Annotated in this window: 25 protein-coding genes; 17 read left to right on the forward strand and 8 right to left on the reverse strand. The window is 25.6% G+C overall.

What is annotated here, in order from left to right:
- Positions 1–146 precede the first annotated feature (146 nt).
- The 3 genes from B5D11_RS10280 (at position 147) to B5D11_RS10290 (ending at position 2,972) form a co-directional block, all read left to right on the forward strand.
- Positions 147–863, forward strand: coding sequence for a YesL family protein (locus B5D11_RS10280; protein ID WP_078682949.1), 717 nt, complete (start codon positions 147–149; stop codon positions 861–863).
- Between the two features lie 557 nt (positions 864–1,420).
- Positions 1,421–1,888, forward strand: coding sequence for a competence protein ComK (locus tag B5D11_RS10285; RefSeq protein WP_078682950.1), 468 nt, complete (start codon positions 1,421–1,423; stop codon positions 1,886–1,888).
- A 166-nt stretch (positions 1,889–2,054) separates the two neighbouring features.
- Entirely contained in the window at positions 2,055–2,972 is a 918-nt protein-coding gene (locus tag B5D11_RS10290; RefSeq protein ID WP_078682951.1) for a BadF/BadG/BcrA/BcrD ATPase family protein, read from the forward strand.
- Positions 2,973–3,032: 60 nt separating this feature from the next.
- Here the strand turns inward: B5D11_RS10290 and B5D11_RS10295 are convergent, their stop codons facing one another.
- The 6 genes from B5D11_RS10295 to murI all read right to left on the reverse strand — a co-directional run bounded on the left by B5D11_RS10295 (position 3,033) and on the right by murI (position 6,956).
- Entirely contained in the window at positions 3,033–3,467 is a 435-nt protein-coding gene (locus B5D11_RS10295) for a DMT family transporter (protein WP_078682952.1), read from the reverse strand.
- Between the two features lie 167 nt (positions 3,468–3,634).
- Positions 3,635–4,093 (reverse strand): dUTP diphosphatase, encoded by a 459-nt coding sequence (locus B5D11_RS10300; RefSeq protein WP_078682953.1) that lies wholly within the window; start codon positions 4,091–4,093, stop codon positions 3,635–3,637.
- 370 nt (positions 4,094–4,463) lie between these two features.
- Positions 4,464–4,850: a DUF3783 domain-containing protein gene (locus B5D11_RS10305; protein WP_078682987.1), complete on the reverse strand. Its 387-nt coding sequence runs from the start codon at positions 4,848–4,850 to the stop codon at positions 4,464–4,466.
- Positions 4,851–4,883: 33 nt separating this feature from the next.
- A complete protein-coding gene (locus B5D11_RS10310; RefSeq protein WP_078682954.1) occupies positions 4,884–5,402 on the reverse strand; it encodes a peptidylprolyl isomerase in 519 nt (172 codons plus the stop codon).
- A 145-nt stretch (positions 5,403–5,547) separates the two neighbouring features.
- Positions 5,548–6,012: a hypothetical protein gene (locus B5D11_RS10315; protein WP_078682955.1), complete on the reverse strand. Its 465-nt coding sequence runs from the start codon at positions 6,010–6,012 to the stop codon at positions 5,548–5,550.
- A 176-nt stretch (positions 6,013–6,188) separates the two neighbouring features.
- Positions 6,189–6,956 carry a glutamate racemase gene (murI, locus tag B5D11_RS10320; protein ID WP_180377003.1) on the reverse strand — a complete coding sequence of 256 codons (768 nt, stop codon included), beginning with the start codon at positions 6,954–6,956 and terminating at the stop codon, positions 6,189–6,191.
- Between the two features lie 314 nt (positions 6,957–7,270).
- Here murI and B5D11_RS10325 point away from each other — a divergent pair, with 314 nt between their 5' ends.
- A complete protein-coding gene (locus tag B5D11_RS10325; RefSeq protein ID WP_078682957.1) occupies positions 7,271–9,169 on the forward strand; it encodes a glutamine synthetase in 1,899 nt (632 codons plus the stop codon).
- A 77-nt stretch (positions 9,170–9,246) separates the two neighbouring features.
- Positions 9,247–9,627 carry a zinc ribbon domain-containing protein gene (locus tag B5D11_RS10330; protein ID WP_078682958.1) on the forward strand — a complete coding sequence of 127 codons (381 nt, stop codon included), beginning with the start codon at positions 9,247–9,249 and terminating at the stop codon, positions 9,625–9,627.
- A gap of 27 nt (positions 9,628–9,654) precedes the next feature.
- Here B5D11_RS10330 and B5D11_RS10335 read toward each other — a convergent pair whose 3' ends face one another.
- Complete coding sequence (locus tag B5D11_RS10335) at positions 9,655–10,203, reverse strand: hypothetical protein (protein WP_078682959.1); 549 nt, start codon at positions 10,201–10,203, stop codon at positions 9,655–9,657.
- Positions 10,204–10,347: 144 nt separating this feature from the next.
- Here B5D11_RS10335 and B5D11_RS10340 point away from each other — a divergent pair, with 144 nt between their 5' ends.
- The 9 genes from B5D11_RS10340 to B5D11_RS12985 all read left to right on the forward strand — a co-directional run bounded on the left by B5D11_RS10340 (position 10,348) and on the right by B5D11_RS12985 (position 18,359).
- Positions 10,348–10,527, forward strand: coding sequence for a DUF1540 domain-containing protein (locus B5D11_RS10340; RefSeq protein WP_078682960.1), 180 nt, complete (start codon positions 10,348–10,350; stop codon positions 10,525–10,527).
- Between the two features lie 362 nt (positions 10,528–10,889).
- Positions 10,890–12,155: a UDP-N-acetylglucosamine 1-carboxyvinyltransferase gene (locus B5D11_RS10345; RefSeq protein WP_078682961.1), complete on the forward strand. Its 1,266-nt coding sequence runs from the start codon at positions 10,890–10,892 to the stop codon at positions 12,153–12,155.
- 24 nt (positions 12,156–12,179) lie between these two features.
- Positions 12,180–12,965 (forward strand): MBL fold metallo-hydrolase, encoded by a 786-nt coding sequence (locus B5D11_RS10350; protein WP_078682962.1) that lies wholly within the window; start codon positions 12,180–12,182, stop codon positions 12,963–12,965.
- Positions 12,966–13,012: 47 nt separating this feature from the next.
- Positions 13,013–13,582, forward strand: coding sequence for a GerMN domain-containing protein (locus B5D11_RS10355; protein WP_078682963.1), 570 nt, complete (start codon positions 13,013–13,015; stop codon positions 13,580–13,582).
- A gap of 57 nt (positions 13,583–13,639) precedes the next feature.
- Entirely contained in the window at positions 13,640–14,143 is a 504-nt protein-coding gene (locus B5D11_RS10360; RefSeq protein ID WP_078682964.1) for an SEC-C metal-binding domain-containing protein, read from the forward strand.
- Between the two features lie 171 nt (positions 14,144–14,314).
- On the forward strand, positions 14,315–15,388 hold the full coding sequence (locus B5D11_RS10365; RefSeq protein ID WP_078682965.1) for a DUF3810 domain-containing protein: 1,074 nt from the start codon (positions 14,315–14,317) through the stop codon (positions 15,386–15,388).
- A gap of 33 nt (positions 15,389–15,421) precedes the next feature.
- Positions 15,422–15,886 (forward strand): 23S rRNA (pseudouridine(1915)-N(3))-methyltransferase RlmH, encoded by a 465-nt coding sequence (gene rlmH, locus B5D11_RS10370; RefSeq protein ID WP_078682966.1) that lies wholly within the window; start codon positions 15,422–15,424, stop codon positions 15,884–15,886.
- Between the two features lie 130 nt (positions 15,887–16,016).
- Positions 16,017–16,418, forward strand: coding sequence for a 23S rRNA (pseudouridine(1915)-N(3))-methyltransferase RlmH (locus B5D11_RS10375; protein WP_078682967.1), 402 nt, complete (start codon positions 16,017–16,019; stop codon positions 16,416–16,418).
- A gap of 192 nt (positions 16,419–16,610) precedes the next feature.
- Positions 16,611–18,359: an ammonium transporter gene (locus tag B5D11_RS12985; RefSeq protein ID WP_078682968.1), complete on the forward strand. Its 1,749-nt coding sequence runs from the start codon at positions 16,611–16,613 to the stop codon at positions 18,357–18,359.
- A gap of 366 nt (positions 18,360–18,725) precedes the next feature.
- On the opposite strand, the gene B5D11_RS10385 is transcribed toward B5D11_RS12985, so the two are convergent.
- Positions 18,726–19,025: an ATP-binding protein gene (locus tag B5D11_RS10385; protein ID WP_207651100.1), complete on the reverse strand. Its 300-nt coding sequence runs from the start codon at positions 19,023–19,025 to the stop codon at positions 18,726–18,728.
- Positions 19,026–19,195: 170 nt separating this feature from the next.
- Here B5D11_RS10385 and B5D11_RS10390 point away from each other — a divergent pair, with 170 nt between their 5' ends.
- From B5D11_RS10390 to B5D11_RS10400, 3 genes are read left to right on the forward strand one after another with little or no spacing between them, the layout of a single operon-like run.
- Positions 19,196–20,185 carry a sugar-binding protein gene (locus B5D11_RS10390; protein WP_078682969.1) on the forward strand — a complete coding sequence of 330 codons (990 nt, stop codon included), beginning with the start codon at positions 19,196–19,198 and terminating at the stop codon, positions 20,183–20,185.
- Positions 20,172–21,653, forward strand: a complete 1,482-nt coding sequence (locus B5D11_RS10395) for a sensor histidine kinase (protein WP_242942281.1) — start codon at positions 20,172–20,174, stop codon at positions 21,651–21,653. The genes B5D11_RS10390 and B5D11_RS10395 overlap by 14 nt, the downstream gene beginning before the upstream one ends.
- On the forward strand, positions 21,647–22,930 hold the full coding sequence (locus B5D11_RS10400; protein ID WP_078682970.1) for a response regulator: 1,284 nt from the start codon (positions 21,647–21,649) through the stop codon (positions 22,928–22,930). Before B5D11_RS10395 ends, B5D11_RS10400 begins: the two co-directional genes overlap by 7 nt.
- Positions 22,931–23,115 lie beyond the last annotated feature (185 nt).

Here is a 23,115-nt window from a genome sequence, read left to right on the forward strand (position 1 = left end):
TAATAAAAATATACAAATTTTTACACAGATTTTTTGATTTTATTTAATTTAATAGTATGTTATAATAAAATAACTAAAAAATAAAATAACTAAAAAATAAAAAATATACAGTTAAGGGGGGAATCTGCACTTTAGCAGATAAAGGCATGAGTAAAAAAAGAGAATTTGGAGATGGACCTATTTATACTATAACTAATTACATAATGTGGTTTTTTGGTGGAAACATTTACTTTATGTTATGTAACATACCATTTTTATTTATATTATTAAGCTTTAATGGAAATTTTACAACAGAATATTGGATATTATTTATTTTATTCTCTATACCTATAGGGCCTGCATATACAGCACTTTTAAGTGTAATGGGTAAACTAGTCAGAGAAAACGATATTAATCTTACAAGAGATTATTTTAAAGCTTATAAAACTAATTTTTTTCAATCTTTATTTTTCTGGACAGCACAATTAGTAATATTTTCTATTTTGTTAATTGACATAAGGTTTTTTGCTATAAAAAGCTATGGAAGATTTTTTATTCCTATTTTTTATGCTTTAATGATTTTAGATGTTTTAGTAGGAATTTATATATATCCTATACTATCAAGATTTTATTTAAAAAATTTAGATATAATAAAAATATCATTTTATTATTTAGTTAAAAAGTGGAAAGTAACTTTATCTTGTGTAGGTTTATTTATTATAACATATTTTTTACTTAATACTAAGTCATCATCAGTACTTATATTATTTATATTGGCAGTTTTATGCTATGGTATTATGTTTTTTCAAAATGATTTGCTAAAAGAGCTTCAAATTAAATTTGATCCTGAAAGTTTAGAAGAAGAAAGTAATATAAATATATAATAAATCAATTATTTTTTAAACTTCCGTATTATTAAAAATTACGGAAGTTTTTTATTTTACTATATTTCAAGCAATTTATTATATCTTTAAATTAAAATTTCAAGTCAGAGGGAAAATTTTTTCTAAGTATTGATATAAGTTTTATGATATATCTTAATTAAAATTTAAAGCTTTATTGATATATATAATTTTAATTTATGAAAAGTAAAAAAAATGAAAGTAGAAAAACAAAAAAATATAAAGTATTCCACAAAAAAATATACAAGTTATTAACATAGCAATTGTTGATAATGTGGATAAAAAAATTGTCTTTTAATGAAAATTTAACGAATTCAATGTTTTAGAGTTATCCACAAAATCTGTGTATAAAATTCACAAAACTGTGGACAAGTATAGAATAATGTGAATAAATTAAATATATGAAATAAAATTTATAATTAAAATCATTTTTTTGAATTATAAATCTGTCGAAATATATAAAAAATTAAATTATAAAAACTATTGATAAGAACATATGTTCGTATTAAAATAAAAATATAGACGAAGGAGGAATACCAATGAACCATGAATATATAAATAAGCTTCAAAAAGGTTGTGCTTTTGTTCCGTGTTATTTAACAGGAACAGGGAAAGTTACAAAAATATATTTTAAAGAAGGCGGATATGAATATATAAAATATTCTGTGGATAAAATAATTAATGATTATTGCAGTATAAATATGAGAAGTATACATAGCATAAAAAGAATATGTCGATCTATTACAGGCAAAAAATGTATTACTCCTCTTTATATAAAAGAAGGGGTAATTCTTATACCTATAAAAACAATAAAACCTTTTGCAAGAGGAGATAAATGTATAGGATATATAAATATAAAATTTATAGAAGAAGTTGATTTTGAAAATAATAAAGTTAAACTTAACAATGGAAGTTATATAAATTATTTGGATAGTACTGAAACTATAAAAAAGAGAATTGGAGATTGTGCGATTATAGATAAAAGTATTGAAAACTATTACTTATAATTATAAAGTAATAGTATGATTAAAACACAATAAGCTGTATATAAATTTTTACTATACAATGAGTAAGTAGGTTCGTTATTTATTTACTTCAACATATAGTGGTTAATTTTAAGAAAAATACTTTTTGTGGAATAATCATAACAACAAAATATAGAGGTGAATAATAATGAGGTATGTTATAGGTATTGATGGTGGAGGAACAAAGACGGCATTAAAGCTTGCTGATGAAGAGGGGAATATACTTTTAGAAAATGAAGGTGGACCTTGTAACATAAATTCCATGAAAGAAGTATATGTTAAAAATATGCTAAAAGAACTTATAGAAGATACATTAACTAAAACTTGTCTTAAAATGGAAGATATTAAAGCTTTATGTATTGGTACAGCAGGTGTGGACAGGCCTTCTGATAAAAAAATAATTGAAAAAATAATTAAAAATTTAGGGTTTAATGGGAAAATAATTGTTACCAATGATGGAGAAATAGCTCTTTTTGGCGGAACTTGTGAAGATGAAGGAGTTATAGTAATATCAGGGACAGGTTCAATTTGTTATGGAAGAAACAAAAAAGGAGAAATTAAAAGAGCTGGTGGATGGGGACATATAATAGGGGACGAAGGCAGTGGATATTATATAGGAATTAATGCTATTAACTACATAGCTAAGGCTTATGATGGTATAAATGAAAAAACTATAATGACTGATTTAATACTTGATTATTTAAAGCTTCAAAGTCCTCAAGACTTAATAGACTATGTTTATAGAAGCGGTGCCGGAAAGAGTGAAATAGCCTATCTTGCAATACTTGTAGATGAAGCTTATAAAAAAGGAGATTTTGCAGCGAAGAAAATACTTTTAAAAGCAGCTTTTGAACTTTTTTTATGTGCAAAAGCAGTTATATATAATTTAAATTTAAATGATAAAAATATAAAACTAGCTATAAATGGGAGTGTAATAGTAAAAAATGAATGCGTTAATAGAGAATTTAAAAGATTAATGAATGAAAATCTGCCATTTGTAGAAATATCTAATATGAAGCATGATGCTGCTTATGGAGCTGTTTTAATGGCAATTAGGCAATTATGAATTAAATAAAAAACAAATTCAGGCAGTAAAATTAAATAATGCCTGAATTTGTTTTTTTATTTAGGATTTCCATTTGAAAATTATTATTCCTACAGTCATTATTATTACTCCAATTATTTTATTAGTAGCAAAAACAATTTTTGTTGAGTCAAATAATCCCAAAGCATCGATTAATGCAGCTCCAATAAGTTGTGCTACCAGAATAATTGAAATTGCGTAGGTAGGTCCTAAAGATTTTATTCCCATCATAACTGTAATTATTATAATAACTCCAAGTGCGCCTCCAAGTAAGTATAATTTGTTTGCGTATTTTATGTTTTTGAAATTTCCAGTATTTCCCCAAATCAATAAAACAATTATGCTAAGCAATAATCCAGAAGCCTGAACAATAACATTTGTCTCTAATGTACCTATTTTTTCACCAAGTCTTGTATTGAAAACTCCTTGAAGGCTCATTGCAATACCAGCTATTATTGAAAAAATTACTCCTATCATAAAATAATCACCTTCTAAAATATATTTAAAGCTTAAAATAAAATATATACTTTTTTAGTTTATACAGTAACTATATATTTTATTTATGTGCTTTAAAATATTGTATAATGAAGGTGATTTTATATTGATTTATCGATTTAAATAAATACATTTGCTATAAGAAAGTATCAGGCTATAAAAACTTTGTTATAAGTTTCTAATATATCTTCTTCGGTAAATCCAAAAGTTAAACCTAAACTTAAAATGTCTTCTATTAATGTAATATAGTGATCCTTTGAAGAACAGACCATAAAATCATTAATATCAATGAATAAATTTAAAAATTGATTTGTTAGATTAGAATCTATTGATTTGATAGGGAATTCAGTTTCAGTAAAATTTTTTTCAATCCCTATGCTTAAAGCCATAGAAAGAACTTGTATATACTTTTCTAAAACTTTTCTTTCTGTCATAGTTTTTTTTGACAACCAAAATTTAAAACATTGAGTATCATTTGCAAGTTCGCCGATTTTAACTTGCAAAGCCAAAATTTTTTCTGGTAGCAATGTCTTTTCCTTTAAATTTACTATTGAATGTATCTGTTTATCCAGCTTATTTTGAGACTCGTATAATTTTTCCAAATTCATATACAAAAGCCGCCTTTCTTTAGCAGATATTATAAATTTTTAATCTTATAATATATTTTACATAAAGTTAACGAAATTTTAAAGTCATGAAAACTATTACAAAAAAATATTTATTTCATTTTAAAAATTTTTTGAATTTGAGTGAATTGTTAAAAAATTATTACTAATAAAAGGATATTTTACATATAAATTTAAAATAAATGGAGTATTTTGTTTAATGAAAAGTAAAAATAAGAAATGTAATATAATTTATTAAGTTTAAAAATATGATTTGCTAAATATTAATATGCTCAGCTTCAGTAAAGAATTTTTTATGAAATTAATGAAACTTAAAATCATATAAATTCTAACTGTAAGCCGAGCTTGTATTTTACTTATTTTTTTGTTTTATATATTTTTGAGCCTGCTTTCTTTCTTCTAAAAGATGTTCAAGAAGAGTATGGAATTCCCAATTTATTGAAGTTGGAGTTACAACGGCTAAAATTGGTTTTAATTCTTTGTTTGATCTTATAGCTTTAACAGCAGCATTAACTTCTTCATCAGAAAAGTTATTAAAAAGAATAACCTTTTCATCTGGTATATACTGGTTATAAGTTTCTATTTTAAGTCCATTTATAATGTCTCTTAAAGTCATATTGCCCATAGTTTTTTCAATTATTTTATAAGAAGGTAAATTTAGCTCTAAAATAATTTTGTCTAAAAAATCTTTTTCCTTTTCTTCAAAACCATAAATAAGCATTAGTTTATTATTACTCAATATCATTTACTCCTTCCTTTAGAAAATACAGAATTATAGTTTTTCTGGTTCGCTATAATTTACTCCAAAAGTATCTACTGTAATTTCTTCTATAATTTGATCTTCATAAGGCCTGTCATTATAGTCTCTTTTGACATTTACTATTTTTTTGGCTATATCCAATCCTTCTATAAGTTTGCCAAAAGCAGCATATTGTCCATCTAGATGAGGAGCATCTGCAACCATAATAAAAAATTGGCTTCCTGCTGAATTTGGATTCATAGCTCTTGCCATAGACAAAACGCCTTCTGTATGTTTTAAATCATTTTTAAAGTTATTAGCTGTAAATTCACCTTTTATAGAATATCCAGGACCACCTGTACCATTACCTTTTGGATCTCCACCTTGTATCATAAAACCTGGAATTACTCTATGAAATGTAAGACCATTGTAAAAACCTTTATTTACAAGGCTTATAAAATTTTTTACTGTATTAGGTGCTATTTCAGGATAAAGTTCAGCTTTCATAATGCCTCCATCCTTCATTTTAAAAGTAACTATAGGATTTGCCATAATAATCTCTCCTTAAATCTTAAAATATTCTTTTACTAGTTATTGCCATATCAAATATAATTATACAATAAACTTCAAAAAAATTGAAGAAGGGACTGTTGCAAAATAGTAGCTTAAAATTAAGTTACTATTTTGCAATGGTCCCTTAAATTTTTTGAATTAATGAGTTTAAAGTTAATTCTACATTATAAATTTCTATATCAAATTTTATAATTACACTTCCACCAGGTATCATTAGTATATAGTGATTATCAAGAAGATCTACTGGATTTTTAGAATAAGTTTTAATAGAATAAAGCTCTATATAAGATGAAGTATCTTGAAAGTTAACTTTATGTCCAATTTTAAAATTGTCTATCTCTTTTAAATTTTCTTCGAGAACTAAATTTTCACCCATAAAAAGAGTGGCTGTATTATCATCTTTTGTTTTAAGTTTAATGCTATATAATGATAATATATAATTACTATCTTTTGTATTATTAATCGTTAGGTACTTAAAAGGAAAGTTTTCTTCAATACATATTTTAGAAACATTTATTATGTTGTCTGAACTTCTGAAAAATGAATTATAATCTTTATCAGTAGGTTTATCAAGATAAAAAACTTTCATAAATTAACCACCTTATTTCTACTGTATATTTATACTTTAGTATATTCTAAGTGGTTAAAATATGTTCTATTTTGTATAGGTACTTGGAATAAAGTTATTTTAAAGTCCAATATGTAATTTTTATATTTATAGATACTGTGAGTTTAAATTTTATATATAAAGCTTAAACTAAAAATTTATTGATAGTTTAATAATTTATAGCTTAATTCAATTATATTATCATCATTAAGAGAATTTAGAATTTCTACTTTGCCTAAAGATAATTTGGGATTTAAAATATTCTCTTTTAACAACTGCCTTTTCAACTGTTTTGCAGTTCCTAGACTTCCATCAATTATTTCAATATCTTTATTTAGTATTTTTGACAATTCTTTTTTAATAAAAGGATAATGAGTACAACCTAAAACTACAGAACTTATATTACTGTTTAAATATGGCTGTAGCTTATTTTTTAGATAAAAATTTAGTTCCTCTCCTTCTAATAACCCTTGTTCAATAAGTTCTACTAATCCTGCACATGGAAGAGGTTCTATATCATTATCATTTTTATAGCTATTCATTAAATTATTAAACTTCTTTTCAGAAAGAGTCATAGGGGTTGCCATTATAATAATTTTACCTCTTTTTTTAAGTTCTACAGCAGGTTTTAGGGCAGGTTCAATTCCTATTATAGGAATATTTTTATAAAATTTTCTTAAATCATCTATAGCTGCACTTGTAGCTGTATTACAAGCTATAACAATAGCTTTAATATCTTTTGATAATAAGAAATTTACAGCTTCAAATGTAAGCTTTTTTACTTCGTTTGTGGTTTTTGTTCCATAAGGGGCATTTTTTGAATCTCCAAAATATATATAATCTTCATGAGGAAGAATTTTGATTGTTTCTTTAAGTACGCTTATTCCACCTATACCAGAATCAAAAAAACCAATAGGTTTTAACATATTATCCAAAATATTCACCACCAATAACAATAAATTTTGTTATTATCCATAGAAAAATATATTACTATTATAACCTAAAAAAGTTATTTTGTGTATTTAATAATTTCATTTAGGAAATAACTATTTAAAATAATAGTATTCAATATAAGAAGGTTATATTTTTAATATGTCAAAAAAATATGAAAGAATTATTTCATTGTAATAAAATTGCGGCATAAATTATTAATTTATAAAGTTTCATTTCTTATATTGACATATAACATATGTAATAATAGAATTTTATGTATGATTGGAAATAGAAAGGGCGGAAGCTTATGTATAAGGATTTAGTTTATGTTGTTCCAAAAGAAGAACATTCAGAAGAAGCATTAAAAAGGCTGCACGAAAAACATCCTGAAATAAAGTTTGTATCTTTGGTAGCTATAGATTTAGCAGGACATGATACTGATGAAAAAATACCTATGAAAGTTTTTTTAGAAGACATTAAAACATTTCTAAATGGTGCAGTTCAGACTGATGGCTCCTCTGTTGTTCTTCCAGGAATTGCAAGTTTAAACAATGCAAAAGTAGACATAGTTGCTGATTTAGATGTTAATTGGTTTGTAGATTATAATTATGAATTTATTGACAGTGAAACAAATAAGCCAATTGGTACGTTAAGAATTCCAAGTTTTTTATATCATGAAGGTAAGGCTGTAGACTCAAGATATATTTTAAAAAATTCTATAAACTATTTTAAAAGTACACTTTTAGATTTATTTAAAAAATATCCAGAAAGTTTAAAAGTTTATGGAATTAATTATGAAGATATTGCTGATTTAGTTCCTACATCAGCAACAGAATTAGAATTTTGGGTAAAAACTCCTAATGAAGAAGCTGTTGTAGAAGAATTAACAACTTCTCAAGGATTACACGAGCAGTATTGGACCAGAACTAGAGGTTCTGTGCGTACTGCAATGGAAGAAACATTGATACTTATGGAATTATATGGTATAGAACCTGAAATGGGGCATAAAGAAGTAGGCGGAGTTAAAGCTAAGATGACAGAAACAGGTAAATTAACTCACATTATGGAACAGCTTGAAATAGATTGGAAGTATTCAACTTCACTTCAAGCTGCAGATAATGAGATACTTGTTAGAAACTTAGTAAGAGAAACTTTTAGAAGACATGGATTAGAAGTAACATTCTTAGCAAAACCTATAGATAAAGTTGCAGGAAGCGGCGAACATACACATGTTGGTATGGCAATTAAACTTAAAAATGGTAAAAGAATAAATTTATTTACAGCAACCAGAGAGCATTTTTTAAGTACAATTGGCTATGCTTCTCTTATGGGAATTTTAAAAAATTATGAAATAATAAATCCTTTTGTGTCTGCAACTAATGATTCATTTAGAAGATTAAAACCTGGATTTGAAGCTCCAGTTTGCATAGTTACTTCTTTAGGTCATAGTGTAGATATGCCATCAAGAAACAGAACTATACTTGTAGGATTAATTAGAGATCCAGAAAATCCTTTGGCAACAAGATTTGAACTTAGGTCTCCAAATCCACATACTAATACTTTTATATGCTTAGCAAGTTTATATATGGCTATGATAGATGGTATTAAGTACGCAATAACAAATAATAAAAATGAAGATGATCTTTTAAAAGAACTTTCCAAAAAACCTGGAGAAGATGCTTCATATCTTGAAAAAGAAAGAGCATATAGAACAGAAGAAGATGTATTTGAAGATTTTACTCCTGAAGATAGGGAAAGATATTTTGGAAAGGCACCAGCTACAGTTTACGAAAATTTATCAGCATTAGAAAAATTCCCAGAAAAGCTTAAAGTGCTTAAAGCTGGCGATGTTATAAATGACAGTCTTATTAATAGTTTTAAATTAGCTACAAGAAATAAATGGGTTACTGAAATTTTAGGAAGAATAATTCCTAATTTTATGGAAGAAATAAGAAGTTATAAAATGCTTCATTCTTTAGATAAAGCACTTGATTTAGATGTTTCAAATTGGATGGAAATTAATAATTTAAGATATTATATAATGAAAGACTCTTATACTCAAAAATGTCTTTTTACAAGAATAAAAGAAGCTATAGCAAATGAAGATTATGAGGAAGTTTCAAAACTTCAACTTGAACTTGATGATAAAATGAAAATACTTAGAAAACTTTATTCAAATTATAAGAAAAATTTAATTGATATTTAATAAAAATAAAGAAAGTGTAAATCACTTTCTTTATTTTTTTCATATATTAAAGTATAAGAAATATTAGGAGAAAAATTATGGATATTATTAATATTAAAGATAATTTATCCAAAATAGGAAAATATATAGAAGATGGAGCATCAAATGCTGCATTAAAATCTAGCAATTTTGTTGAAATTTCAAAATTAAATATTGCTATATCTTCTAAAGAAAAGAGAATACAAGAAATTTATATTAAAATAGGAGAAAAAATATATAAAGATTTTAAAGAAGGAAAAATAAATAACAAAAATATTATAGATAAATGCAAAGAAATAGAAGAAATAGAAAAGGAGATAAGTTCTCTTAAAAAGAAAATTCTTAAGATTAAAGATAAAAAAAATTGTAAAAATTGTGGATTAGAAATAGATAAAAATGCAGAATTTTGTCCTAAATGCGGTAAAGAGCAAAAAGCCTAAGAAATATAAAAACTTAGGCTTTTTTAATTAATAATCTCTTAAAGGAAAACTTTTCACAAATATTTCTTTTTTATTATTTATAGTTTTCCAAAGCTCTATTCTTTCTATTTTAGCAAGTTTATAAAAGTCATTATTTTCACATGAGTTACAAGCTGCTATATATTCACTACCAGATAAATCTTTTAAAGCGTAATTGGTATTTGCAAGAGAGACATGTAAATCTAAATTATCAATATTTTCTCTAACATTAAAACCATGAAGCTTTAATGTATCATTTATATTTCTAGCAAGCCTTATTATATAACCCTTGCTTTCAATTTTTAGATTAACTGATTTATATGGAGCATCAAAATAAATAAATCCATTTGTTTGTACTTTAAACTTTTTATAAGGTTTAAGTATATTAGTTATAACACTATTAAGTTTATTAATATCAGGATTTTCTATTATTTCAAGAGCTATACAAAGAGTATGAGCATTTTTATAAAGTTTATATTTTTTACATATATTTCTTTGAATTTGTTCCATAGATAAATAAGATTCACGATCGAATAATGCAACTAAATAATATTTCATTTTTATCCCCCGAATTATAACATTAACAACAATTAGAAATATAACAATATTATAACATATTTATACTAAGTATAATATAAATTGTTTATTGAAATAATAAAAATGTTTACAAATAAAATTTTAAATTATGTAGGAGGAAAAAATATGAAACAGAGATTAGAAGCTAATGAATATAATTCAAGTGTAGGGTGTACTGTTTCAGAGTGCAGATTTCACTCTAAAAATAATAATTATTGTACTTTAGAAAAGATAGAAGTTGTAAAACATGAACAAGGTGCGAAAACACCAGAATGTACTGATTGCGGAAGTTTTGAACTTAGCTAATAAAGTTTAAAATTAAATTTAAATGCATAAATTTTAGATAAATTTAAAAGTCATTCATAAAATTAAGGGTGAAATCCCTTTTTATGAATGGCTTTATTTATTAAATTACATAAATATTTATTTTACAACAGATTAATTCTTAATTTTTAAATTATTTCCTATAGAAAGAAAGGAAAATATATTATATAATTGTTATGTATTTTTTTAACCATAAATGCAAAAAATATCTATAAATGTTATTAAGAAAAATTTTGTTAATTTTATTTTGTTATGCTATAATAAAATTCGTAATAAAATCAAGGCCAAGACATTTAAAGAGTTAATAATTAATATAAATAAAATTGGTAAGGATGGGTGCTGGCATGGAAAAGCTAGTTATTAATGGTGGAAAAAAGTTATTTGGGAAAATTGATATAAGCGGAGCTAAAAATGCTGCTGTTGCAATATTACCAGCAGCTGTTATGGCGAGTAAAGGAAAGAGTGTTATTGATAATATTCCAGATATTGAAGATGTTCAGTGTATAGAAAGAATTATAGAAAGTCTTAATGGTAAAATAACAAGGAATAAAGATTCAGTTATTATAGATAGTACAGCTATAAATAGTGTTTGTGCAAACACTGATGATGTAAGAAAAATGAGAGCTTCTTATTATCTTATAGGGGCACTTCTTGGAAGATTTAAAGAAGCTAAAGTAGCTCTTCCAGGGGGATGTTCTATAGGTGTAAGACCAATAGATCAGCATATAAAAGGTTTTGAGGCTTTAGGAGCTTCTGTTAATATTGAACATGGTGTTATTACAGCAAAAGCTGACAGGCTTATAGGAACTAACATATATTTTGATGTAGTGAGTGTAGGAGCTACTATAAATGTAATGCTTGCAGCTAGTCTTGCAGAAGGTACTACTATACTTGAAAATGTAGCAAAGGAGCCTCATGTAGTAGATGTAGCAAATTTTATGAATTCAATGGGGGCTAATATAAAGGGAGCAGGAACTGACATTATAAGAATAACTGGTGTTAAAGAGTTAAAAGGTTGTAACTATAGTGTAATTCCTGACCAGATTGAAGCTGGTACATATATGATAGCAGCTGCAGGCTGTGGAGGAGAGGTAATAATAAATAATGTTATTCCAAAACATATGGAATCTATATCAGCAAAGCTTATAGAAATGGGAGTTGAAATAATAGAAAAAGAGGATTCTATTATTGTAAAGTCTGATAAAAAATTAAGAGGTGTTAATGTAAAAACTCTCCCTTATCCAGGATTTCCTACAGATATACAGCAGCCTATGACTACACTTTTATCAGTTTCTAAGGGTAGAAGTATAGTTAATGAAAGTATTTGGGAGAGCAGATTTAAATTTGTAGATGAGCTTAAAAAAATGGGAGCCAATATAAAGGTTGAAGGAAGGACTGCAATTATAGAAGGGGTAGATAAGCTTACTGGAGCAGTGCTTAAAGCAACAGACTTAAGAGCTGGTGCAGCTATGATTATTGCAGGTTTAATGGCAGAAGGTACAACTGAAGTAACTTCAATTGATCACGTTGACAGAGGATATCCACATATAGAAGAAAAATTTAAGATGTTGGGTGCAGATATAAAAAGGGTTAAAATAGAAGAATGCTAAATAAAAATTCAGGAGGATTAAATTATGATTTTTTGTTCTTTATATAGCGGTAGCAGTGGTAATAGTATATTTGTATCCTCCGAAAATGCCAAAATACTTATAGATGCAGGACTTCCTGGTAAAAACATTGAAAAAGCTTTAAAAGATATTAATGAAAATCCTTCAGAAATAGATGGAATTTTTGTAACACATGAGCATTCTGATCATGTTAAAGGGGTTGGTGTATTATCCAGAAAATATGATATACCTATTTATGCAAATGAATTTACTTGGAAGGCTATGGAGGGTTCTATAGGAAAAATAAAAGAACATAATATAAAGATTATGAATAGTGGATGTTTAAGCATAAAAGATATGGATATAGTAAGTTTTAAAATACCTCATGATGCTGCTTCGCCTCAAGGATATGCAGTATATAATAAAAATAAAAAGGCTGCTATTGCTACAGATATAGGACATTTTTCTGATGAAATTAAAAAAAATATAGTAGATTCAGACGTAGTTCTTATTGAAAGTAACCATGATGTTGAAATGCTAAAATTTGGACCGTATCCATATACTTTAAAAAGAAGAATATTAAGTAATATAGGACATTTATCAAATGAAGATTGTGCAAAAGCTATAGTTGATATAATTGGCCAAAAAAGAAAAAGAGTTATACTTGGACATTTAAGTAAAACTAATAATTATCCCGAACTTGCATATCAAACCGTAGTAAGTTTTTTAAAGCAAATGAATGTAGAATTAAATAAAGATATAGGTCTTACTGTTGCAAAAAGAGACATGCCAAGTAATTATATTAAATTTTAATATTTATATGAAGCATTAACTCTACCTTTAAATAAAGGAGTGATATAATGAAAAAAGCTTTATCATTTTTTTTTATAGGAATTATGACACTTGTTCTTTTGAGTTTCTTTGGATGCGAAAAAAAAGATAATGCAAGCATAAATAATAAAGAAAAAGTTGAAAATATTGTTTTACCAAATGAAAAAGATAACGCTATACAAATTAATTTATATTTTGATTCTTCGGATGATAAAAGTGTTAGCGTTTCAAAAGAAGAAAGGCTTATAAATAAAGAAGAATTTTTAGGAGAAATTATAGTACAGGAACTTTTAAAAGGACCTTCAAATGTAAGTAACTTAAAGCCTATTTTACCTAAAGGGACTAAACTTTTAAGCTTTTCCATAAAAGATAATATAGCATATGTTAACTTAAATGATGAAGCAAGAGTTACAATGAGTCCGCAAAAAGAAGAAGCAACATTAAGAAGTTTGGTAAATTCATTAACTGAGCTTCCTTCCGTAAAGAAGGTAAAAATAATGCTTAATAATAAAGATACTGATTTTCTTGGTGGAAATTATGATGTTTCTAAGCCTATTGGTAAGGAAGATTTAGAAATAATATTAAAAAATAAAAAGTAATTTATTATAATCATAATTTATACAGAAATATAAATTTTTACAAAGGAGATAGAGAAAATGAGTTTGTATAAACAGTGGACAGATATGGTTATAGAATATGTAAAAACAAAAGGAGAAAGTGCTTTTTGGAAAGAATACGGAGAAATAGAAAAGAATATATACAGCAAGCTTTTAGCTAATCATAAAAATGAAATTAAAGGAAGCATTAATGATTTAGCGAAAGAATATGGAGTAACACCTGTATTTTTTATGGGATTTTTAGACGGAATAAATGAAAGCTTAATAGAGAGTTTAAATTTAGAAAACTTAGAGGAAAATTCTGAAATTGAATTAAAAATAGATTTTGAAAAATTATATTTTAATATGCTTGATGCTAAAGCAGATTATTTATATGAACTTCCACAATGGGAAGGAATATTTTCCAAAGAAAAGAGAAAAGAAATCCAAATTAAATGGAGACAGTCAAAGACTATTGTAAATGAATACAAAATAGGAAGAAATGATCCATGCCCATGTGGAAGTGGTAAGAAATACAAAAAATGCTGTGGTGCAAACAAATAAATAATTATAAAAAAACAACAAAAGAGCTATATTAAAAGTTTTATTTATGTAAATTTATGTATAAAAGCCATTCATAAAAAAGGAGTTTTACCTAATTTATGTATGGCTTTTGAATTTATTTAATATACTTATATATTTTAAAAACAGCTCTTTTATTTTAGGTGAAAAAATATGAAGAATAAAACTAAATTTATTATAATTATATTGGCTTCAATTACATTTTTAATAAATATAATACTAAAGAAATTTCCTTATATTATAGAAAAATATTATTCTTTATTTATAAATAAAATTACAATCCAAGTAATAAGTTCAATTACAGGATTGGTTCCTTTTTCTATAGCAGAGTTTTTAATAATTATACTTGCAGTAATTTTAATTATTTTATTTGTGTTAGTATTATTTAGTTTTAAAACAAATAGATTTTTGCAAAATTTTATAAATCTTTGTACTTATATTTCAGTATTATATATATTATTCATGTTTTTATGGGGATTTAACTATAATAGATTATCATTTGATAAAATAGCAGGATTAGATATAAAAAAATCATCTACAAAGGATCTTTATGATCTTTGTGAAAATTTAATTAATAGAGCAAATGTTCTAAGTAAAGAAGTTAACAGAGATTCAAAAGGCATAGTAAACATAAACTATAAAGATGCATTTATAAGAGCACAAAAGGGATATGAAAAAGCAGGGGAAATATATCCGGAACTTTCTTATAAATATGGTATCCCTAAAAAAATATTATTTTCAAAATTAATGTCATATACAGGAATAACTGGTATTTATATTCCTTATACTTGTGAAGCTAATGTAAATGTAAATATAACAGAATTTACTATTCCTTCTACTGTTGCTCACGAAATGGCGCATCAGAGAGGCTTTGCAAGAGAAGATGAAGCAAATTATATTGCTTATTTAACTTGTACTATGCATCCAGATAAAGATTTTCAATATTCAGGTATAATGCTTGCACTTGTATATTCTATGAATGAATTATATAAAAACGATATTGAAGGTTTTAATGTACTTAAAGTCAAATATTCAGATTTAGTAAAAAAAGATCTTATTTATGATAAAAAGTTTTGGGAAAAATATGAAGGGAAAGCACAAAAAATTTCTAATAATATAAATAATACATACTTAAAATCTAATGGACAAAAGGATGGAGTACAAAGTTATGGAAGAATGGTAGACTTGCTTATTGCAGAAAATAAACAATTATTTCCTAAGAAATAATTTCTAACTATATAAAAATATAAGGAGAAATAAATGAATATAAAATTAATAACTGTAGGTAAATTAAAAGAAAAATATTTAAAAGATGCAGTAGAAGAATATTTAAAACGAATTTCAAAATTCTGCGAATTTGAAATAATAGAAGTACCAGATGAAAAAATTCCAGATAATGCCTCAGTAAAAGAAGAAATTCAGATAAAACAAAAAGAAGGAGATTTAATTTTAAAACATATAAAAGATGATATGTATGTTATAGCACTTGCTATAGATGGGAATATGCTTTCTTCACCAGATTTTAGAAATTTTATAAAAAAATTAAAACTTACAGGGAAAAATAATATTGCATTTATAATTGGTGGATCTTTGGGCCTTTCTGAAAAAGTACTAAATAGATCTAATTATAAATTATCTTTTTCTAGAATGACTTTTCCACATCAGCTTATGAGAGTTATACTTTTAGAACAAATTTGTTCTTTATCAGCATTTTACAAGGAATAAAAATTAGCTATTTCTTGAATTAAATTTTTACTAAATTATATTTATTTTTCTATTGAGTATTTATATATAATTATTGAGCATTTATAATAATTATCAAAATCATAGTTTAAAAGAAATTGGGAGTATTTATATGAATTTTAAAATATATACTGTATCAAATAAGATAGACAAATTTTATATTGAAGCAATAAAAGAATATAAAAAACGATTATCTCGTTACTGCAAAATTGAATTAATTCAAGTTAAAAATGAAGAACAGATTTTAAAGAAAATTTCTGATAAGTACTATAAAATATCTATAGGAGTTACTGGACAAAATATATCATCAGAAGAACTTGCAGATAAGATTAACACCTTTTGTATATCTGGAAATTCAGATATTGCATTAATTATTGGTGCTGCAAAAATCACATATGATGAGGCTATTTCTATAAGCTCTATGGAAATGGATTTAGGCCTTATAACAACTGTAATTTTTGAGCAGCTCTATCGTGCATATCGTATTTTAAATAATCAGCCTTACCATAAATAGAAAATTATACAATATTTGTTTCGTGAAATATTTATAAAACAAACTTGCAAAAAATAAAAAATTATATTGACAAAATATAGTTACAAGATATATAATTTAAACAAGATCAGCAAAGGTGCTGTGGATTTGTAAATCCACAGCACCTTTTCTTTTTTGAAATTTAAATAATTTTTTATTCAAAGGGGGATTTTTATGTATTCATCTCTAAATACTATATGGGTATTATTAGCAACAGCTCTTGTATTTTTTATGCAAGCAGGTTTTGCAATGGTAGAAAGTGGACTTACAAGAGCCAAAAATGCAGGGAACATTATTATGAAAAATTTGCTGGACTTTGCAATTGGAACTTTAATTTATTGGCTTTTTGGGTTTGGAATTATGTTTGCTGGAAATAGTGCATTTATTGGAGGTATTGATTTTTTAAGTAGAGGGGCATACAGTAATATACTTCCAGAAGGTGTTCCTAAGTATGCTTTTTTTATTTTTCAAACAGTATTTTGTGCTACTTCTGCTACTATTGTATCTGGTGCTATGGCAGAAAGAACTAAATTTATTTCATATTGTATTTATAGTGCATTAATTAGTGCAATTGTATATCCTATTTCAGGTCACTGGATCTGGGGAGGTGGATGGCTTTCACAATTAGGATTTCATGATTTTGCAGGTTCTACTGCTGTTCATATGGTTGGAGGAATTGCAGCACTAATTGGGGCTAAAACTATTGGTCCACGTATAGGAAAATATGATAAAAATGGTAATCCTAAAGCTATTCTTGGACACAATTTAACGCTTACTGCATTAGGTGTATTTATTTTATGGTTTTGCTGGTTTGGATTTAACGGTGGCTCTACTGTTTCTGCAGAAGGAGATAATGTATTATCTTCTATGGGGAATATTTTCTTTACTACTAATTTATCAGCAGCTGTATCAACTATAACAGCAATGATAATAACTTGGATTCGTTATAAAAAACCGGACGTTTCAATGACATTGAATGGTTCATTAGCTGGTTTAGTTGCTATAACTGCAGGTACTGATTTAGTAACTCCTGTTGGTGCTTTTTTTATTGGAATAATGGCTGGTTTTTTAGTTGTATATGGTATTGAATTTATTGATAGAGTTTTAAAAATTGATGATCCGGTTGGAGCAATTGGTGTTCATGGACTTTGCGGTGCTTTTGGTACACTTATGGTTGGTTTATTTTCAGCTAACGAATATTCATATGCTGGAGGAACAATGCCTAAAGGATTGCTTTATGGTGGAGGATTTAAGCTTTTGGGAATTCAATTATTAGGAGTTGTATCAGTTATTATTTGGGTTTCTGTTACTATGATAATTATTTTCTTTTTAATAAATAAAACTGTTGGCTTACGTGCTTCTAATGAAGATGAAATTAATGGATTAGATATTTCAGAACATGGATTGGAAAGTGCTTATGCAGATTTTATAAGCTCTGATTATAGTAATATAAACAATTATTTAACTGATATTCAGGATAAAGAAGATTATAAAAAAGAGGTTGTTTCTATCGATAAAGCTTTACCTATTCAAGTTATGACATCAAATAATAATACAATTTCTGATGTAAAATTCACTAAAATTGAAATAATAACAAAACAAAGCAAATTTGAAGAATTAAAAAGTGCTATGGATAAAATAGGAATAACAGGTATGACCGTAACTAATGTACTTGGTTATGGTATACAAGGAGGAAGAACGGAATATTACCGTGGTGTCGAAGTTGATACTCATCTTTTGCCAAAAATTAAAGTAGAAGTTGTAGTTACTAAAGTTCCAGTAAAAAAAGTTATAGATGTAGCTAAAAAAGTTTTATACACAGGTAATATTGGTGATGGTAAAATATTTATATATAATGTTGAAAATGTAATTAAGGTACGTACAGGTGAAGAAGGATATGAAGCATTGCAAGATGTTGAATAAGTTTTATAGAGCAATAGAAATTTATACAAAATATTCCAATAAATAGTTTATACAAATGATAATTTATGATTTTAATATTAGATTAATAAAATAACAAAATAAATTTAAAGCACTATTTCTTAAAAAATGACTGATATTATTTAAAAACATTTTTAATAAGAAATAGTGTTTTTTATTGAGTTTTATTAAATAAATATATAAAAAATTTCGTTTCTTAAAAAATTTTGTTAATATAAATACTAATAAAAATATTACTATTAGATTACTAGAACAAAATATTTTTTATCGATGCTAATTAGTAAAATATGTAAATGTCAAGATAAGAATATACGAAAAGTGGAAAATAATTATGTACAAAAAAATATCCTAAGAGACTTCAGAATCCTTCATAGAATTATTATCTAAATACTGTATTTTAGATTGAATCCTGTAAGATGGACCTTTTATAGATATAATATGGCTATGATGAAGAAGTATATCTAAAATGGCATTAGCAATAGTAGGAGATACAAATATATCTGGCCACTTTGAAAAATTAGAGTTTGTAGTGATTATTGTACAGTGCTTTTTATATCTCTTAGCTATCAGCTGGAAGAATAGATTTGAAGCATCTAAATTGCTATCCCTCCTAATAGAAGAATAGCAATTATGCCCAATTTTGTACATTTTTATTTTCTCTTTTTTATACATTTTAATTATATCATTTACAAAAATATAATATCAATAAATGATAAATAAGTTTAAATTATTCATATTGATTAATAATTATAAATTAACTTATAATGTAAGTATATAATTTAAGTTTTATAAAATGTCTTAAATACTAGGAGGTAACTGTGAAAAAAAATTTACGATATTTAAGCTACATTACTGTTATTATAATTTTTTTAATTTTTAATTTTATAATTATAAATAGTTTAAGAGAAGATAAACCTGTTAAAGTAAAGATGAAACCTAAAATAGTTCTTATATCTCATGTATACTCAAATCCATACTGGCAATATGTAAAAGAAGGGGCTGAAAGGGCAGCTAAGGAGAGAAATGCTATTGTTGAATTTCAAGGACCTGATAGTGCAAGTATTGATGAAGGTATAAAACTTATAAATATGGCTTATGCTGCAAAAGTAAGCGGAATAATTGTTTATGCACAAGATGAAAAAAGGTATACTCCGGTTATAAATAAGGTTGTGGAGGGTAATATTCCATTAATTACAATTGATTCAGATGCAGAAAATAGTAAACGATTAGCTTATGTTGGAACGGATAATGTTGCATCAGGTATGGCTGGAGCTAAAGAACTTATTAAACAAGTAGGTAAAGAAGGAAGAATAGCTATTATTATGGGCGGGAAAAATGCCAAAAATCAAATAGAAAGGGTAAATGGTTTTAAAGATTATATAAATAAAAATTCAAAGCTTACTATAGAAACTATAGAATCTTCTGATTCTTATCTTTTAGAGGCAGAACTAGCTGCAAAAAAAATACTAATAAATAATAGTGATGTTAAAGCTATATTTTGCACTTCAGCTTTAGATGGAGTAGGTGCAGCTAAAGCAATAGAGAAACTTAATATGAAAGGAAAAGTTAAAATAATATGTTTTGATGATTTGCAAGAAACATTAGAATACATAAAAAAGGGAGTAATAACCTCTACTATTGTTCAAAAACCTGAACTTATGGGTTATAAGGCTGTTAATATAATAATGGATATTATTGAAGGTAAAGAAACTAAGGGTATATTTTTTACTGATGTTTTTGTAATAGGAAAAGATAATGTTAATCAATATAAAAAAGAACAAGGAGAGCATATTAGTGAAGTCCAATAGTTTAAAAAGCAAATTTATTATTTTTGTAATTATTATAATTACACCTATAGCAACTAGTAGTATTATATCATTGATTATAAGCAGAAAGATAAATAATAATTATAATTCTATGCTTAATAAAATGAGTGCGACAAGTCAAATAAAAAATTATCTTAATGATTCTTTTAATAATTTCAATAAATATATACAAACAAACAAAGTTGAAAGCAGAAATATATATGAAAAGAGTTTTCAAAAGGCTATAGAAACTTTAAATTATTTAAAGGAAAACTCAGATTTAGAGAGCAGTTACATTTTAAGAGACCTAGAAAACTCACTTCAAAGTTATAAAACTTCTGCAGATAATACTATTAAAATATATAACAGGCAAAGTGCTATTGATGCTTATTACACTGATTTTATGACAACAAAAGAAATTTCATCATATTGTAATATTTTTATAGGGAAATTAAGTGACAGCTATTTAAAATATAATAATGGAATTTATATAAAGCTTAAAGAAAAAGAAAAATTTATATATAAAATACTAGCAGCTTATATAATTACTTCACTGTTAATAAGCTTAATATATACTGTCATCTTTTTAAAGAATATTTTAAATAAACTTAAAGAACTAGTTGATGCTTCAGAAAAAGTATCCAAAGGTGATTTTACATATTATGAAGGTAAAAAGACTTTTATATATGAGCTTGATATACTTTCAGAAGCTTTTAGTACTATGATAAAAAGTATAAAAAGTCATATAAATTCTTTAAAAGAAACTGCAGAACTTGAAAAGAAAATAAGAGATGATGAAATGAAACTTTTAAAATATGAAAACGCACTAAAGATGTCTCAGCTAAAGGTTTTACAGTCGCAGATAAATCCGCATTTCCTTTTTAATACATTAAACTGTATAATTCAGACTGCAGTAAAAGAAGGAGCTTTAAAAACTGAAAATCTTATAAGATGTGTTTCAGGAATACTTAGATATAGTTTAAGTATGATGAATAGAAATGCAACTTTAGAAGAAGAAATTAATATAGTTAAGCAGTATATGTTTATTCAAGAATCTAGATATGAAGACAGGGTTAAATTTATATTAAATATTGATGCTGATTTAACAAATATAAAAGTTCCAGGTATGACACTTCAGCCTTTTGTAGAAAATGCTTTTATACATGGCATAGAACCTAAGGAAGAAGGAGGAATTATTAGTATAGATATAAAAAATAAAGATAATTTATGTATTATTACAATAGAAGATACCGGCTGCGGCATTGATGAAGAAACTTTAAAAAAAATAATTTCAAAAGAAAAAAGAAAGGAACATATAGGTCATACAACTGGTATGGGAATAAAGAGCGTTGTAGAAAGGCTCGAACTTATGTATGATGATAAAAATATATTCAACATAGAAAGTAAAAAGGGCATTGGAACTAAGATTTATTTAAAAATTCCAATAAAGGAGCTGAAAAACATATGTTAAAAATACTTATAGCTGATGATGAAAAATATGATAGAGAGGCTATAATAAATATATTAAATACAGAATTTAAAAATCAATTAGAGATTAGTGAAGCAAAAAATGGAAGGGAAGCTATAGAAATTTCAGAAAAAGTTAGACCAGATATAATAATAATGGATATAAAAATGCCAGGAATTAATGGTATTAAAGCTATTCAAGAGATTAGAAAATTTATTCCTAATACTTATATAATAATATTAACTGCTTATGATTATTTTGATTTTGCAGTAGAAGCTGTTAAAAATAATGTTAAAGAATATATTTTGAAACCCTTTAGTAAGGAAGAAATTATAGAAAAAATAAAATATGCTGTTGATTTTGTAAAATTAGAAAGAGAAAAACGAAAAAATGAAATTGAAAATCAGGAAAAACTATATAATCTCATGCCTGTTTTGGAAAATGAATTGAGTTATTCTATTATTAATAATTCTTTAGATACTATTGATTATGAAACTTATTTAAGATATTTAAATATAGATTTAAAAAAAGCTTGTTCTATGGTCGTAAAATTTAAAGAAGATGTATCTTGTGAGCAAACTAAAGTTTCAATTGGAGAATTTATTAAAGAATATATTAATAGAAGGTATAAAGCTATAGGAAGTTATAGATTTACAAATAATTTAATTTATTTTATTCAGATAAAAAATGAAATGGATGAATATGAAGCAAGATTTAATACAGTTAATATTGCAGCAGAGATAAGAAAAGAAGTAAAAAGAATGTTTAATTTTTCAATTAAGATAGGAATTGGAAGATGTTATGAAGGAGTAAAATTAATTCATAAATCTTATGAAGAAGCATGTAATTGTTTAGATTATATAAAAGGAGATATAAATATAGTTCATTATGAGGATATAAAAAATAGTATAGAAAAAGGACTTTATGGAGAAAAAGCACAATATATAGATAAGGAAAAATTTGTTCTTTTTAAAAATGTAGAGCAATATATTAAAGATAACTTAAAAGAGGAACTTGATCTTGAAAAAACTGCTGCAAAATTTAATTTAAGTTCTTATTATTTTAGCAGAAGTTTTAAGGAAGTCATAGGCATTAATTTTTCTGATTATATAAATATGGAAAGAATAAAAAAAGCAAAAGAGCTTCTTAAAAATGATAATATGAGTATTAAAGAAGTAGGATATAAAGTTGGTTATAATGATCCAAATTATTTTAGTAAAGTTTTTAAAAAATACGAGGGTATAAGTCCTAAAGAATTTAAATTAAAAGAAACTAATTAGCATAAAAGCTGCAGAAATTGTAAAAGATTTTTGCAGCTATAGTATTTTTTTGTGCTTTTTATAGTAAAATATTGCATTAAAATAAAGCAGTATTTTATTAAATGTAGACAAGTTATTACATTGATATAAACGATTACAAGTAATATTATATGAGTGTAATAAAAATATTTTATACATAGTGCACA

The sequence above is a fragment of the Clostridium sp. USBA 49 genome (assembly GCF_900167505.1).
Taxonomy (GTDB): domain Bacteria; phylum Bacillota; class Clostridia; order Clostridiales; family Clostridiaceae; genus Clostridium_AT; species Clostridium_AT prolinivorans.

Coding starts and splice junctions, on each gene's coding strand:
- B5D11_RS10335 (WP_078682959.1), bottom strand. CDS start 10,203: ATGAAATATTATTTAGTTGCATTATTCGATCGTGAATCTTATTTATCT.
- B5D11_RS10330 (WP_078682958.1), top strand. CDS start 9,247: ATGGATATTATTAATATTAAAGATAATTTATCCAAAATAGGAAAATAT.
- B5D11_RS10285 (WP_078682950.1), top strand. CDS start 1,421: ATGAACCATGAATATATAAATAAGCTTCAAAAAGGTTGTGCTTTTGTT.
- B5D11_RS10290 (WP_078682951.1), top strand. CDS start 2,055: ATGAGGTATGTTATAGGTATTGATGGTGGAGGAACAAAGACGGCATTA.
- B5D11_RS10300 (WP_078682953.1), bottom strand. CDS start 4,093: ATGAATTTGGAAAAATTATACGAGTCTCAAAATAAGCTGGATAAACAG.
- B5D11_RS10345 (WP_078682961.1), top strand. CDS start 10,890: ATGGAAAAGCTAGTTATTAATGGTGGAAAAAAGTTATTTGGGAAAATT.
- B5D11_RS10280 (WP_078682949.1), top strand. CDS start 147: ATGAGTAAAAAAAGAGAATTTGGAGATGGACCTATTTATACTATAACT.
- B5D11_RS10355 (WP_078682963.1), top strand. CDS start 13,013: ATGAAAAAAGCTTTATCATTTTTTTTTATAGGAATTATGACACTTGTT.
- B5D11_RS10400 (WP_078682970.1), top strand. CDS start 21,647: ATGTTAAAAATACTTATAGCTGATGATGAAAAATATGATAGAGAGGCT.
- B5D11_RS12985 (WP_078682968.1), top strand. CDS start 16,611: ATGTATTCATCTCTAAATACTATATGGGTATTATTAGCAACAGCTCTT.
- B5D11_RS10295 (WP_078682952.1), bottom strand. CDS start 3,467: ATGATAGGAGTAATTTTTTCAATAATAGCTGGTATTGCAATGAGCCTT.
- B5D11_RS10350 (WP_078682962.1), top strand. CDS start 12,180: ATGATTTTTTGTTCTTTATATAGCGGTAGCAGTGGTAATAGTATATTT.
- B5D11_RS10340 (WP_078682960.1), top strand. CDS start 10,348: ATGAAACAGAGATTAGAAGCTAATGAATATAATTCAAGTGTAGGGTGT.
- B5D11_RS10375 (WP_078682967.1), top strand. CDS start 16,017: ATGAATTTTAAAATATATACTGTATCAAATAAGATAGACAAATTTTAT.
- B5D11_RS10360 (WP_078682964.1), top strand. CDS start 13,640: ATGAGTTTGTATAAACAGTGGACAGATATGGTTATAGAATATGTAAAA.
- B5D11_RS10310 (WP_078682954.1), bottom strand. CDS start 5,402: ATGGCAAATCCTATAGTTACTTTTAAAATGAAGGATGGAGGCATTATG.
- rlmH (WP_078682966.1), top strand. CDS start 15,422: ATGAATATAAAATTAATAACTGTAGGTAAATTAAAAGAAAAATATTTA.
- B5D11_RS10365 (WP_078682965.1), top strand. CDS start 14,315: ATGAAGAATAAAACTAAATTTATTATAATTATATTGGCTTCAATTACA.
- B5D11_RS10315 (WP_078682955.1), bottom strand. CDS start 6,012: ATGAAAGTTTTTTATCTTGATAAACCTACTGATAAAGATTATAATTCA.
- B5D11_RS10325 (WP_078682957.1), top strand. CDS start 7,271: ATGTATAAGGATTTAGTTTATGTTGTTCCAAAAGAAGAACATTCAGAA.
- B5D11_RS10385 (WP_207651100.1), bottom strand. CDS start 19,025: ATGTACAAAATTGGGCATAATTGCTATTCTTCTATTAGGAGGGATAGC.
- murI (WP_180377003.1), bottom strand. CDS start 6,956: ATGTTAAAACCTATTGGTTTTTTTGATTCTGGTATAGGTGGAATAAGC.